General features: G+C 68.7%; 12 protein-coding genes and 2 riboswitches. Of the genes, 11 read left to right on the forward strand and 1 reads right to left on the reverse strand.

Translation table 11 applies throughout. The annotated features are described in order from the left end of the window. The first annotated feature begins 6 nt into the window (after window positions 1–6). The 11 genes from secA2 (at window position 7) to gcvP (ending at window position 11,311) form a co-directional block, all read left to right on the forward strand. Window positions 7–2,355 carry an accessory Sec system translocase SecA2 gene (gene secA2 / locus H7K45_RS05935; protein WP_263995085.1) on the forward strand — a complete coding sequence of 783 codons (2,349 nt, stop codon included), beginning with the start codon at window positions 7–9 and terminating at the stop codon, window positions 2,353–2,355. Window positions 2,356–2,365: 10 nt separating this feature from the next. Then, window positions 2,366–2,980, forward strand: a complete 615-nt coding sequence (locus H7K45_RS05940) for a CDP-alcohol phosphatidyltransferase family protein (RefSeq protein ID WP_263994854.1) — start codon at window positions 2,366–2,368, stop codon at window positions 2,978–2,980. Then, window positions 2,973–3,887 carry a DUF881 domain-containing protein gene (locus tag H7K45_RS05945; RefSeq protein WP_263994855.1) on the forward strand — a complete coding sequence of 305 codons (915 nt, stop codon included), beginning with the start codon at window positions 2,973–2,975 and terminating at the stop codon, window positions 3,885–3,887. The genes H7K45_RS05940 and H7K45_RS05945 overlap by 8 nt, the downstream gene beginning before the upstream one ends. Beyond that, entirely contained in the window at window positions 3,884–4,216 is a 333-nt protein-coding gene (locus H7K45_RS05950; RefSeq protein ID WP_149482834.1) for a small basic family protein, read from the forward strand. The genes H7K45_RS05945 and H7K45_RS05950 overlap by 4 nt, the downstream gene beginning before the upstream one ends. Window positions 4,217–4,219: 3 nt before the next feature. Next, window positions 4,220–4,990 (forward strand): DUF881 domain-containing protein, encoded by a 771-nt coding sequence (locus H7K45_RS05955; protein WP_263994856.1) that lies wholly within the window; start codon window positions 4,220–4,222, stop codon window positions 4,988–4,990. A 16-nt stretch (window positions 4,991–5,006) separates the two neighbouring features. Then, on the forward strand, window positions 5,007–5,402 hold the full coding sequence (gcvH, locus tag H7K45_RS05960; RefSeq protein WP_263994857.1) for a glycine cleavage system protein GcvH: 396 nt from the start codon (window positions 5,007–5,009) through the stop codon (window positions 5,400–5,402). A 137-nt stretch (window positions 5,403–5,539) separates the two neighbouring features. Next, window positions 5,540–6,022 carry a glycogen accumulation regulator GarA gene (garA, locus tag H7K45_RS05965; RefSeq protein WP_263994858.1) on the forward strand — a complete coding sequence of 161 codons (483 nt, stop codon included), beginning with the start codon at window positions 5,540–5,542 and terminating at the stop codon, window positions 6,020–6,022. After that, the gene (ftsR, locus tag H7K45_RS05970) at window positions 6,022–6,759 is read left to right on the forward strand and encodes a transcriptional regulator FtsR (RefSeq protein ID WP_263994859.1); all 738 of its coding nucleotides are present in this window, start codon (window positions 6,022–6,024) and stop codon (window positions 6,757–6,759) included. The genes garA and ftsR overlap by 1 nt, the downstream gene beginning before the upstream one ends. Before the next feature lie 59 nt (window positions 6,760–6,818). Further along, window positions 6,819–7,313 (forward strand): bifunctional nuclease family protein, encoded by a 495-nt coding sequence (locus tag H7K45_RS05975; RefSeq protein ID WP_263994860.1) that lies wholly within the window; start codon window positions 6,819–6,821, stop codon window positions 7,311–7,313. A 216-nt stretch (window positions 7,314–7,529) separates the two neighbouring features. Further along, window positions 7,530–8,153 (forward strand): MerR family transcriptional regulator, encoded by a 624-nt coding sequence (locus tag H7K45_RS05980; RefSeq protein WP_263994861.1) that lies wholly within the window; start codon window positions 7,530–7,532, stop codon window positions 8,151–8,153. A gap of 42 nt (window positions 8,154–8,195) precedes the next feature. Beyond that, a riboswitch (glycine riboswitch) is annotated at window positions 8,196–8,293 on the forward strand. Continuing rightward, window positions 8,294–8,399: riboswitch (glycine riboswitch) on the forward strand. A 41-nt stretch (window positions 8,400–8,440) separates the two neighbouring features. Then, complete coding sequence (gene gcvP, locus H7K45_RS05985) at window positions 8,441–11,311, forward strand: aminomethyl-transferring glycine dehydrogenase (protein ID WP_263994862.1); 2,871 nt, start codon at window positions 8,441–8,443, stop codon at window positions 11,309–11,311. 12 nt (window positions 11,312–11,323) lie between these two features. Here gcvP and H7K45_RS05990 read toward each other — a convergent pair whose 3' ends face one another. Next, on the reverse strand, window positions 11,324–13,390 hold the full coding sequence (locus H7K45_RS05990) for a substrate-binding domain-containing protein (RefSeq protein WP_263994863.1): 2,067 nt from the start codon (window positions 13,388–13,390) through the stop codon (window positions 11,324–11,326). Window positions 13,391–13,394 lie beyond the last annotated feature (4 nt).

Raw genomic sequence — 13,394 nt, forward strand, 5'->3', positions numbered from 1 at the left:
CCAAAGATCGCCCCGAAGACGAAGGACCGCACCTCCGGTCGGTTGAGCAACCGATTCTGGAAGCTGCTGGGTGCCAGTACGGACAAGAATCAGGCTCAGTCGATGGACCTGGTGCGCGCGTCGTCCGAGTTCGACGAGAAGGCCGCCGGCCTCGACGACGACAAGCTGAAGCAAGCCGCCAAACTGCTCGACCTCAAGGCGCTCGCCGACTCCTCGGACATCCCGCAGTTCCTCGCCATCGCCCGGGAGGCCTCCGAGCGCGCGACGACGTTGCGGCCCTTCGACGTTCAGCTCCTCGGCGCGTTGCGCATGCTGGCCGGCGACGTCGTCGAGATGGCGACCGGCGAAGGCAAGACCCTGGCCGGTGCGATCGCGGCCGCCGGATACGCGATCGCCGGGCGCAGCGTGCACGTCATCTCGGTCAACGACTACCTGGCCCGACGCGACGCGGAGTGGATGGGACCCCTTCTGGAGGCGATGGGTCTGACCGTCGGCTGGATCACCGCCGAGTCCACCCCCGACGAGCGGCGCGCCGCCTACGCCTGCGACGTCACCTACGCCTCGGTCAACGAGATCGGCTTCGACGTGCTGCGCGACCAGTTGGTCACCGACGTCGCCGACCTCGTGTCACCGGACCCCGACGTCGCGCTCATCGACGAGGCCGACTCGGTGCTCGTCGACGAGGCGCTGGTGCCGCTGGTCCTGGCGGGCACCACCCACCGGGAGACGCCGCGGCTGGAGATCATCCGGATGGTCGGCGAACTGGTCAGGGGCAAGGACTATGAGGCCGACGCCGACCGCCGCAACGTGCACCTCACCGACGCCGGGGCGCGCAAGCTGGAGAAGGCGCTCGGTGGCGTCGACATCTACTCCGAGGAGAACGTCAGCACCACGCTGACCGAGATCAACGTGGCCCTGCACGCGCACGTGTTGTTGCAGCGCGACGTGCACTACATCGTCCGCGACGGCCGGGTGCAGCTCATCAACGCCTCCCGGGGGCGCATCGCGCAGCTGCAGCGGTGGCCCGACGGTCTGCAGGCCGCCGTCGAAGCCAAGGAGGGCATCGAGACCACCGAGACCGGCGAGGTGCTCGACACGATCACCGTGCAGGCGCTCATCAACCGGTACCCGAGGGTGTGCGGCATGACCGGCACCGCGCTGGCCGCCGGCGAACAGCTGCGCCAGTTCTACAAGCTCGGCGTCTCGCCGATCCCGCCGAACACGCCCAACGTCCGCGAGGACGACGTCGACCGCGTGTACATCACGGCCGCGGCGAAGATCGACGCCGTCATCGACCACATCAAGACCATTCACGCGACCGGTCAGCCGGTCCTCGTCGGCACCCGCGACGTCGCCGAGTCCGAGGAACTCCACGAGCGGCTCGTCAAGGCGGGCGTCCCCGCGGTCGTCCTGAACGCCAAGAACGACGAAGAGGAAGCGCGCGTCATCGCCGAGGCGGGTCAGCTGAACTCCGTGACGGTGTCCACGCAGATCGCCGGCCGCGGCACCGACATCCGGCTGGGCGGCTCCGAATCAGACAGCCACTCGGCCGAGAAGGAGGACGTCGCCAAGCTCGGGGGCCTGCACGTCATCGGCACCGGCCGTCACCACACCGAACGGCTGGACAACCAGCTGCGGGGCCGCGCCGGCCGCCAGGGCGATCCCGGCTCGTCGGTGTTCTTCTCCAGCTGGGAGGACGACGTCGTCGTCTCGCACCTGGACCCGGACAAGCTGCCGAGGACCACCGACCAGGAGAACGGTGACGGGCGCATCGTAGATCCGAAGGCCGCCCAGCTGCTCGAGCACGCCCAGCGCATCGCCGAGGGCCGGTTGCTCGACGTGCACGCCAACACCTGGCGTTACAACCAGCTCGTCGCCCAGCAGCGCGCCATCCTCGTCGAGCGTCGAAACACGTTGCTGCGCACGCCGACTGCCCGCGAGGAACTCGCCGAGCGCTCACCGGACCGCTACGAGGAGCTGCTCGAGAAGCTCGACGAGCAGCGGCTGGAGACGATCTGCCGCAAGATCATGCTCTTCCACCTCGACCGCGGCTGGGCCGACCATCAGGCCTACCTCTCCGACATCCGCGAGAGCATCCACCTTCGAGCCTTGGGCAGGCAGAACCCACTCGACGAGTTCCACCGCCTCGCCGTCGACGCGTTCGCCTCCCTGGCTGCCGACGCGATCGAGGCGGCCCAGCAGACCTTCGAGACCGCCAACGTCGCCGAGGACGAGCAGGGTCTGGATCTGTCGAAGCTCGCCAGGCCGACGTCGACGTGGACCTACATGATTCACGACAACCCTTTGTCGGAGGACTCCATGTCTGCGCTGAGCCTGCCCGGGGTGTTCCGCTAGGTTCATCGGTATGAACGCCGGGGACGCGGGGGAGGTCCTCTCGGACCGCGTGTTGACGATCCCCAACGCGCTCAGCGTGTTGCGACTGATCCTGGTCCCGGTCTTCATCTACCTGCTGCTCGTCGCGCACGCCAACGCCTGGGCCGTCGGCGTGCTCATGTTCAGTGGATTCTCCGACTGGGCCGACGGCAAGATCGCCCGGCTGTTCGACAACCAATCCTCGCGCCTCGGCGCCTTGCTCGATCCGGCGGTCGACCGCATCTACATGCTCGTGGTCCCGGTGGTCATGGCCGTCGGCGGCATCGTGCCGTGGTGGTTCGTCGCGACGTTGATCGGCCGCGACGCCGTGTTGGCACTGACCCTGCCGATCCTGCGCAGCCGTGGGCTGACCGCGCTGACCGTCACCTACGTCGGCAAGGCCGCCACGTTCGCGTTGATGTCGGGTTTTCCGCTGGTGCTGCTCGGTCAATGGGATGCGTTGTGGAGCAGGGTGATCCTGGCCATCGGGTGGGCCTTCCTCGGCTGGGGGATGGCGATGTACCTGTGGTCGGGGGCGCTGTACCTGCTGCAGACCGCGATGGTGGTGCGGCAGGTGCCGCGTCGGCCCGCCGGGGGACGTGTCTGACCGCGAGCGTGCGCTCGGCGGCTACAGCCCGGACGCCGGACGCAACGCTCACCAGGCGGGCGCCCCGACGATGATCCCGGTGCCCTCCCTGCTGAGGTCACTGTTGTCCGAGCACCTCGACCCCGGCTATGCCGCCGCGGCGAAGCGACGCGCGACGGCCGCCCCGCCGCGGCCCGTGGTGACGTGGGGCTGGCAGATCCTGGCAGGCCTGTTGGTGACGGCGGTGTTCGCCGCGGCCGCCGCCCAGGCGACCTCCGTGGCCCCCGCGACCCAGGAGACCCGGCAGGTGCTCGCCACGGGGGTGCGCAACGCCGAACGCGCGAACGAGGCGGGCGCCAGGCGCCGCGACGCCCTCGCCGGGCAGGTCGAATCCGAACGCCGGGAGCGGCTCGCCGGCGACGAGCAGGGCCGCCAACTCTTGGCCGACCTCGACGTCGCGGAGTTCGCCGCCGCGGCCACCGCCGTGCACGGTCCTGGACTGAACGTCACCGTCACCGAGGCCAGCGGGGCCCGCGACCTGAGCGACGTGTCCAAGCAGCGGGTGGCCGGCAGTCCCCAGGTGATCCTCGACCGCGACCTGCAACTGGTCGTCGACTCGTTGTGGGTCAGCGGCGCCGAGGCCATCGCCATCGGAGACGTCCGCATCGGTCCCAACGTCACGATCCGGCAGGCGGGCGGCGGCCTGTTGGTCGACAACCAGCCCATCGCCAACCCCTACGTGGTGCGCGCCATCGGGCCGCCGCACGCAATGGGTGACTCGTTCGACCAGAGTCCGGGCCTGCAGCGGCTGCGGATCTTAGAGGCGGCCTACGGCGTCACCGTCAACGTCAGCGAAGCAGAGGACCTGAAGTTGCCCGCCGGCTCCGTGCGAGAGGTCAACTTCGCCAAGCAGATTGGGGCGAAATGATCGGAATTGCCGCACTCGTCGTCGGCATCGTCCTCGGCCTGGTGTTCCACCCCAGCGTGCCCGAGGCGATCCAGCCGTACCTGCCGATCGCCGTCGTCGCCGCGCTCGACGCGGTGTTCGGTGGCCTGCGCGCCTACCTCGAGCGCATCTTCGACGCCAAGGTCTTCGTAGTGTCGTTCGTCTTCAACGTGCTCGTCGCGACGCTGATCGTCTTCGTCGGCGACCAGCTCGGGGTGGGCACCCAACTCTCCACCGCCATCATCGTGGTGCTCGGCATCCGGATCTTCGGCAACGCCGCCGCGCTGCGGCGCAGGCTGTTCGGGGCGTGAGCGATGGCCGACTCCGACGACGCACCGCCGCCCGAACACGGCAGGCACGAGCTGCCCGACGACGCGCCGCGCCCGCGGCCGCGCCGGCGGCTGGCCTTCGGTGCGCTCGCCGTCGTGCTGTGCCTGCTGCTGGGTGTCGCGATCGTCACCCAGGCCCGCCAAACGGAGTCCGGTGACTCCCTGGAGACCGCCCGCCCGGCCGACCTGCTCGTGCTCCTCGATTCGCTGCAGCAGCGCGAGGCGGCGCTCAACACCGAGGTCGCCGACCTGCAGCGCACCCTGGAATCGCTGCGCACCTCCGGTTCCGACGACCAGGCCGCCATCGAGAACGCCCGCGCCCGGCTGGCCGCGCTGTCGATCCTGATCGGGACCGTCGCGGCGACGGGCCCGGGGGTGACGATCACCATCGACGACGTCGCGCCGGGGGTGTCGCCCGAGACCATGCTCGACGTGATCAACGAGTTGCGGGCCGCAGGTGCGGAGGCGATGCAGATCAGTGCCGCAGGCACGCCGCCGGTGCGACTCGGCGTCGACTCGTGGGTGGTGGGATCCCCCGGGGCCCTGGTCCTCGACGGCACCACCCTGTCCCCGCCCTATTCCGTTCTCGCCATTGGCGATCCGGCGACGTTGTCGGCGGCCATGAACATCCCGGGTGGGGCCGTCGACAGCGTCGAACGCGTCGGCGGCACAATGTCGGTGTCTCAGGCGGACGTGGTGAACGTGACCGCCTTGCGGCAACCGAAACCCCGCCAATACGCTCAGCCAGACAAGTGAACACACGAGGAGCCCAGTGAGCGACATTCCGTCCGACCTTTACTACACCGAAGACCACGAGTGGGTGCGTCGGACCGGTGACGACACCGTTCGCGTCGGCATCACCGACTACGCCCAGGCGGCCCTCGGTGACGTCGTGTTCGTGGAACTGCCCGACGTCGACGCCGAGGTCACGGCCGGTGGGGAATTCGGCACCGTCGAGTCGACCAAGTCGAACTCCGACCTCTTCGCGCCCATCACCGCCAAAGTCGTTGCGGTCAACGGTGAAGTGGCCGACGCTCCGGAACTGGTCAATTCCGACCCCTACGGCGCCGGCTGGCTCATCGACCTGCAGGTCGAGGCCGGGGCGCTGTCCGAGGCACTCGACGGCCTGCTCGACGCCGACGCCTACGGTGCCACGCTCGACGAATGAGAAATCCGGACATGATCCGGTAGTGCATGTCACGGCGACCACCCCCGCGCGGTACGGTCGTCTGGAGATGCATGACGGCTGGCGTCACGCCGGCGCGTCTGCCAACCATCGCCACAGCAGCCAGTAAGGAGCACCGGGTGACGGACAACGACACCAGTTCGGGAGCGGATCAGTCCGAAGGGGAAGTGACGGTCGAGACGACGTCGGTCTTCCGATCGGACTTCCTCAACGAATTGGACGCCCCCCCAGCGACCAGCGGTGAAAGTGCCGTTTCGGGAGTCGAAGGCCTGCCCGCGGGCTCGGCCCTCCTCGTCGTCAAGCGTGGACCCAACGCCGGGTCGCGGTTCCTGCTCGACCAGGCCAGGACGTCGGCCGGTCGGCACCCCGACAGCGACATCTTCCTCGACGACGTCACGGTCAGCCGCCGGCATGCGGAGTTCCGCCTCGAGTCCAGCGAATTCCAGGTCGTCGACGTGGGCAGCCTCAACGGCACCTACGTCAACCGCGAGCCCGTGGACTCCGCGGTGCTGGCCAACGGCGACGAGGTCCAGATCGGCAAGTTCCGGCTGGTCTTCCTGACCGGACCCAAGGGCGACGACGACGGCGGCGCCGGCAGCTGATGACGGCGCCCGACACCCCAGCGCTTGCCGGGATGTCGATCGGAGCGGTCCTCGAATCGCTCCGACCCGACTTTCCGGACGTGACCATCTCCAAGATTCGGTTCTTGGAAGCCGAAGGACTGGTCACGCCCCAGCGCTCGGGGTCGGGGTACCGGCGGTTCACCGCTTACGATTGCGCACGCCTGAGGTTCATCCTGACGGCGCAGCGTGATCACTACCTGCCGCTGAAGGTCATCAAGTCCCAGCTCGACGCACAGCCCGACGGTGCCCTTCCCGAGACCGGAACCAGTTACGGCGTACCGCGATTGGTGCAGGTCTCCGGCGACGGTGACGGTGCGTACGACACCGCCGCGGTCGCACCGGCGCAGGTCCGGCTGAGCCGCGAAGACCTGCTGTCGCGCTCGGGCGTCGACGAGGACCTCCTCGGTGCCCTCATCAAGGCCGGTGTCGTGACGTCGGGTCCTGGCGGATTCTTCGACGAGCACATGGTGGTCACCGCGCAATGCGCCAAGGCACTTGCCGACTACGGCGTGGAACCCCGGCACCTTCGGGCGTTCCGTTCTGCTGCCGACCGGCAGTCCGATCTGATCGCCCAGATCGCCGGGCCCATCGACAAGACCAGGAAGGCGGGTGCCCGCGACCGCGCCGACGACGTCGCGCGCGAGGTCGCCGCACTGGCCATCACGTTGCACACGTCGCTGATCAAATCCGCCGTGCGCGACGTACTCGATCGCTGAGGATTAGACTCGGTTCGACGGTCTGACGACCGGCTTTCAGGCGCGGAGGGCAGACATAGATGGGCGAGGTTCGAGTAATCGGCATTCGCGTGGAACAGCCGCAGAATCAGCCGGTCCTGCTGCTGCGAGAGTCCAACGGCGACCGTTATCTTCCGATCTGGATCGGGCAGACCGAGGCGCAGGCCATCGCCCTGGAACAGCAGGGGGTCGAACCGGCACGGCCCCTCACCCACGACCTGATCCGGGATCTGATTACCGCCCTTGGGCATTCGCTCAAGGAGGTCCGGATCGTCGACCTGCAGGAAGGCACCTTCTACGCCGACCTGATCTTCGACCGCGACATCAAGGTCTCGGCGCGCCCGTCGGATTCGGTGGCGATCGCCATGCGGGCCGGGGTGCCGATCTACGTCGAGGAGGCCGTCCTGGCCGAGGCGGGTCTGCTGATCCCCGACGAGTCCGACGACGAGTCCACCGGCGCCGTCCGCGAGGACGAGGTGGAGAAGTTCAAGGAGTTCCTCGACAGCGTCTCTCCCGACGACTTCAAGGCGACCTGAGACCGATAGTCACGGATGAGTCTCACGCATTCGACACGCGGAGCTGGTTTCGTCGATCCGCGTCGGAGGCGGCCATACTTTGAATCGCTACGAGGGGCAGTGAGTGCCGGGCAGGAAGCGTATGCTCGACATACTCGAGAGCTCGGAGCAAACGTGTTGAGTCGTCGTTGATGACTGCCACGCACAGATCCAGTTCGATCGGCGAGAGGATGGGCAGTGGGCGACACGCCACGTCAGGAGCAGTTGGACCTCACCTCCAGCGGCACACCGGAGCCGGCAGTCTCGGCCGCCCCTAGCGAAGCAGTGCAGGCAGGACTGTTCCCCGACGACTCCGTACCGGACGAGCTAGTGGGCTACCGCGGGCCGAGTGCCTGCCAGATCGCCGGCATCACTTACCGTCAGCTCGACTACTGGGCCAGGACGTCGCTGGTGGTGCCGTCCATCCGCGGCGCGGCGGGTTCGGGCAGTCAGCGGCTCTACTCCTTCAAGGACATCTTGGTCCTCAAGATCGTCAAGAGACTTCTGGACACCGGCATCTCGCTGCACAACATTCGCGTCGCCGTGGACCACCTGCGCCAGCGGGGTGTGAAGGATCTGGCGAACATCACGCTGTTCTCCGACGGCACCACCGTCTATGAGTGCACCTCGGCCGAAGAGGTCGTCGACCTCCTCCAAGGCGGACAGGGCGTCTTCGGCATCGCGGTGTCGGGCGCCATGCGCGAACTCACCGGCGCCATCGCCGACTTCCCCGGCGAACGGGCCGACGGCGGGGAGTCCATCTCCAGCCCGGAGGACGAACTCGCCTCGCGACGCAAGCACCGCGACCGCAAGATTGGCTGATCGGGCCCCGTCGTCGCCCGGCGGGTAGACTCGGATTCGCATCGCCCCCGTGCGGGAGAGTTCCGTGGCCGCCAGCCATGGACGCCGAAGGAGCAACACCTCTCCGTCAACCTCTCAGGCACCCGGACCGCACGGAGCCACGATGCCTCTGGAAAGTGGTGAGCTCGACTTCACCCGCCCATGGGGAAAGGCCCGACGGCCGAATCTCTCAGGCGCCCGCGACGGGTCGACGACAGAGGGGGAGGACCGCAAGCGGTTCCACGCTCTGACGTGTGAGGGGTTCTCTCTTGTCCGGTTCGACCCATGATCATCACCAGCCTCGGTTTGCCGACCGGCACATCGGTCCGGACGCCGACGCCGTTGCGACCATGCTCCGAGTCATCGGCGTGGACACCCTCGGAGAGCTTGCCGAAAAGGCGCTTCCGGCGGGCATTCTCGACGCCCTGACCGCCGACGGGCTGGCCCCAGGGCTGGACCAGTTGCCGCCGCCGGCGACCGAGGAGCAGTCGCTGGCCGAACTGCGCGCGATGGCCGACACCAACACCGTCGCCGTGTCGATGATCGGGCAGGGCTACTTCGACACGCTGACCCCGGCGGTGCTCAAGCGCAACATCCTCGAGAACCCCGCCTGGTACACCGCATATACCCCGTATCAGCCGGAGATCAGCCAGGGCCGGCTCGAAGCGCTGCTCAACTTCCAGACCATGGTCGAGGAGCTCACCGGCCTCGAGGTGGCCAATGCGTCCATGCTGGACGAGGCCACCGCCGCCGCCGAGGCCATGACGCTGATGCACCGTGCGGTGAAGGGGTCCGGCAACACGCTGCTCGTCGACTCCGACGTCTACGCCCAAACCGCGGCCGTGCTGGCCACCCGGGCCGCCCCGCTCGGCATCCGGATCGTGACGGTCGATCTGAGCGACGGCGTGCCTGCCGACCTGGCCGACGGCGAACTGTTCGGCGTGGTGGTACAACTTCCCGGCGCCAGCGGACGCGTCCAGGACTGGAGCCGCGTGGTCGAGCAGGCCCACGAACGCGGCGCTCTCGTCGCCGTCGGTGCCGACCTGCTGGCCCTGACCTTGATCACCCCGCCCGGTGAGATCGGTGCCGACGTCGGCTTCGGTACCACCCAACGATTCGGCGTCCCAATGGGATTCGGGGGACCGCACGCCGGATACCTCGCCGTGCACACCAAGCACGCCCGGCAGCTGCCCGGCCGTCTCGTCGGCGTCTCCGTCGACGCCGACGGTTCGCCGGCCTACCGCCTGGCGTTGCAGACCCGCGAACAGCACATCCGTCGTGACAAGGCCACCAGCAACATCTGCACGGCTCAGGTGCTGCTCGCGGTGATGGCGGCCATGTACGCCAGTTACCACGGCGCCGACGGACTCAAGGCCATTGCCCACAAGGTGCACGGCAATGCGCTCGCCATCGCGACCGCACTCGCCGAGGCCGACGTCGAGGTCGTCCACGACGCGTTCTTCGACACCGTGCTCGCGCGCGTGCCGGGTCGCGCCGAGGCCGTCCGTGCCGCCGCCAAGGAGCGGGGCGTCAACGTGTGGGGGGTCGACGCCGACCACGTGTCGGTCTCCTGTGACGAGGCCACCACAGCCGCCCACGTCGAGGACGTCCTGTCCGCCTTCGGGGCCACTCGCGGCGGTCATCACTGGCAGGGACCCGAGATCGAGACCCGCACGTCGACGTTCCTGACCCACCCGGCGTTCACGAAGTACCGCACCGAGACCGACATGATGCGCTACCTGCGGTCGCTGTCGGACAAGGACATCGCCTTGGACCGCAGCATGATTCCGCTGGGCTCGTGCACCATGAAGCTCAACGCCGCCGCCGAGATGGAACCCATCACGTGGCCGGAGTTCGGCAAGCAGCACCCCTTCGCACCCGCCTCGGATGCGCCGGGGCTGCGCAAGCTGATCGCCGACCTCGAAGGCTGGCTGACCCAGCTCACGGGATACGACTCCGTGTCACTGCAACCCAATGCGGGTTCCCAAGGCGAGTACGCCGGCTTGCTGGCCATCCAGGCCTATCACCTCAGCCGCGGTGACGAGCAGCGCAACATCTGCCTGATCCCGTCCAGTGCGCACGGCACCAACGCGGCGTCGGCCGCGCTGGCCGGGATGCGCGTCGTGGTCGTCGCGTGCCGCGAGAACGGCGACGTCGACCTGGACGACCTGCGTGCCAAGATCGCCGAACACGGTGACGCCGTGGCCGCGCTGATGATCACCTACCCGTCGACGCACGGCGTCTTCGAGCACGACGTCGAGGAGATCTGCGCGGCGGTGCACGACGTCGGCGGTCAGGTCTACGTCGACGGTGCCAACCTCAACGCGCTCGTCGGGTTGGCCCGGCCGGGGCGGTTCGGCGGCGACGTCAGCCATCTCAACCTGCACAAGACGTTCTGCATCCCGCACGGTGGCGGCGGACCCGGAGTCGGACCGGTCGCGGTGCGTAGCCACCTCGCACCCTTCCTGCCCGGTCACCCGCTGGCCGACGAGCTGACCGACACCTACACCGTGTCGGCGGCGCCGTACGGGTCGGCGTCGATCCTGCCCATCACGTGGGCCTACATCCGCATGATGGGGGCGCCCGGGCTGCGGGCCGCGACGTTGACGGCGATCGCGTCGGCCAACTACGTGGCCCGTCGGCTCGACGAGTACTACCCGGTGCTCTACACCGGCGAGAACGGCATGGTCGCCCACGAGTGCATCCTCGACCTGCGTGGCATCACCAAGGCCACCGGCGTCACCGTGGACGACGTCGCAAAGCGGTTGGCGGACTACGGCTTCCACGCCCCCACGATGAGCTTCCCCGTCGCGGGCACGCTGATGGTCGAGCCCACCGAGAGCGAGAGCCTCGCCGAGGTCGACGCGTTCTGCGAGGCGATGATCTCCATTCGCCACGAGATCGACCAGGTCGGCTCGGGGGCTTGGCCCAAGGACGACAACCCGCTGCGCGGTGCCCCGCACACCGCCGAGTGCCTACTGGTGGAGAACTGGGACCACCCGTACACCAGGGAGCAGGCGGCCTACCCGATGGGCAAGGGCTTCCGGCCCAAGGTGTGGCCGCCCGTGCGCCGCATCGACAGCGCCTACGGCGACCGCAACCTGGTCTGCTCGTGCCCTCCGGTGGAGGCCTTCGCCTAGCGCTCGCGGGGATTAGCCGAGGGCTGCGGTCAGGGCCGCGGTCAACTCGGGTCCGGCCGAACTGTCCAGGTTCTGGTACTCCCCGCCGGTGGTCTGCGCGACCGCTTCCCAGGTGCTGCGATCGGGATCGGCGCCGAAGTCGACCACGTTGACCGCCACGGGTCGGGCCTGGTTGAAGGTCTGCTTGATGAAGTCCTGCAGACCAGGGCCGTCGAGCGACTGGTCGGTGTGCGGTCCGGCGGTGATGACGAGAATCGAGTTGGGCTGTCCCTCACGGAAGTTGGCGACGGCCTCGGGATACATCAGGCGCAGTGTGGTGAAGGACACCGCGCCACCGTTGCTGGCCACCTGACCGTTGAGGTTGGTGGTCAGCACCTGTGAGCGCGGCGTGCCACCGATCTGGTCCGCGAGCGGTCCCATCGGCACTTCCGATCGTCCGGCGACGCCGTCGAAGGTCCACAACCCGACCGCGGAGGTCGGCGGCAGTGCCTGCAGTCGCGCGGTGAGCGCGGCGGTGACGTTGGCCAGGCGTGACTTGCCGCCCTCGTCGGTGGTCATCGACTGGTCGAGCAGCACGGTGGCCGCCGGGTTCTGAGCCGGCGCGCTGACCAGGTTGGCCAGGGTCGCGCGCACGCCGCCGTCGCCGACCGACAGCGCGGCGGGCAGCGAGCCGAAGTCGGTCACGTCGCTCTTGGGGGGCGTGGTGCCGTCGGCGCGGAACCCGGCTGCCGCGAGGTCGGCCAGCGCTTCGGGTTTGCGGAGAAAACGTGCGAATTCGCTTGCCGCGCTGATCTGTTCCTGGCTCAGCCAGGTGCCGGACAGCAGGACGGTGGGGTAGTCGGCCACCGCGGTCGGCCCCGACGGCAGCCATGCGGCGAGCTTGTCCTTGGCGTCGGCCTGCGAGCCTCGCTGGAAGATCTGCTGCTCGGTGGCGACGACGGCGTGTACGTCGGCGGTGGCCGGGTCGTCCGCGTCGAGCATCGCGTCCATCGCGGTGGACGACTTGTCGTCGGCCAGCTTGGGCTGTGCGGCGCGCAGGGTGGCGATGGCGCTCGAACCGGCGGTGGGCGGCTGGCCCTGCGGTGCCGCCGCCGAGGCGACGGCTTCAGCCGCCAGATAGGTGGCGTCGCCGTCTCCGGTCAGGGGCAACGCAAGCTTGAGCGAACCCCATCCGGGCAGGTCGAGCCCGTCCAGCGCCGTGGGGTTGGCTTGCAAGCCGGGCAGGGCGCCCCAACTGCGTTGTCCGAGAGCACTCTTCAGCTGAGGACGGACGGCCAACATCACCGGTGAGGTCACCAGCGAGCGGCTGTCGCTGACGGTCTTCTGTCCGGCAGCGGCTTCCACGCGAGCCTCGGAGATCGAACTGGCGGGGATCCAGAGCGCCGGTTGCTGCCCGAGGTCACCGGGCCAGGAGCCGGAAAAACCGTCGACCACCGCGTCGGAGTCGGCGGCCTTGACCCCGACCTTGACGCACTTGTCGCCGATGGGAGCGGCGGACTGGCCGAATTCGTCGGCCAGGGGGGTGATCTGGTCGGCGATCGACGGGTCGACCACGACCGCGACGTCGACCTCACCGGCGACGCATCGTGCGGCGCCGGCCTGGGAGCGCTGCGAGAGCGCGTCACCGAAGAAGCGCCACGCGATGACGGCGCCGACCACCACGACGACCGTCACCAGAGCCACGATCACCCCGACGCTGATGCCGCGGCGCTTGGGGGTGATGGCCCGGTGGCTGCCAGTCCATTCGCTGCTTTCCCAGTCCCGCCGGTTCGGCGCGCCCGGGGTCGTGGCGAACTTGGTGGTGGTGGCCTCCCCATCCTCCAGACGCGGGTAGCCGCCACCATGGTCGCCAGGGTCCGCGCCTGCGACGCCGTGCTCGGGATCGTCGTACCCGTCGTCGTAATCCGCGTCGTCGTAATCCGCGTCGTCGTACTCCGATTCGTCGTAATCGGAGTCGTCGGCGTCGTACTCGTCGTACTCCGGGTACTGATCCGCATGTGGAGCGTCCGGCCGTTCGTCGCCGGCGCCCCGTCCCGCCTCGGAGGAATCCTCTGGGTCGGGAATGCTGTGCCTGCCCATTCCT

It is taken from the genome of Mycobacterium yunnanensis (genome assembly GCF_025823185.1).
Lineage (GTDB): Bacteria > Actinomycetota > Actinomycetes > Mycobacteriales > Mycobacteriaceae > Mycobacterium > Mycobacterium yunnanensis.

Excerpts from the sequence above, each read along its gene's own strand:
- H7K45_RS05990 (WP_263994863.1), bottom strand. The coding sequence starts at position 13,390 with ATGGGCAGGCACAGCATTCCCGACCCAGAGGATTCCTCCGAGGCGGGA.
- H7K45_RS05950 (WP_149482834.1), top strand. The coding sequence starts at position 3,884 with ATGATCGGAATTGCCGCACTCGTCGTCGGCATCGTCCTCGGCCTGGTG.
- ftsR (WP_263994859.1), top strand. The coding sequence starts at position 6,022 with ATGACGGCGCCCGACACCCCAGCGCTTGCCGGGATGTCGATCGGAGCG.
- H7K45_RS05975 (WP_263994860.1), top strand. The coding sequence starts at position 6,819 with ATGGGCGAGGTTCGAGTAATCGGCATTCGCGTGGAACAGCCGCAGAAT.
- H7K45_RS05940 (WP_263994854.1), top strand. The coding sequence starts at position 2,366 with ATGAACGCCGGGGACGCGGGGGAGGTCCTCTCGGACCGCGTGTTGACG.
- H7K45_RS05955 (WP_263994856.1), top strand. The coding sequence starts at position 4,220 with ATGGCCGACTCCGACGACGCACCGCCGCCCGAACACGGCAGGCACGAG.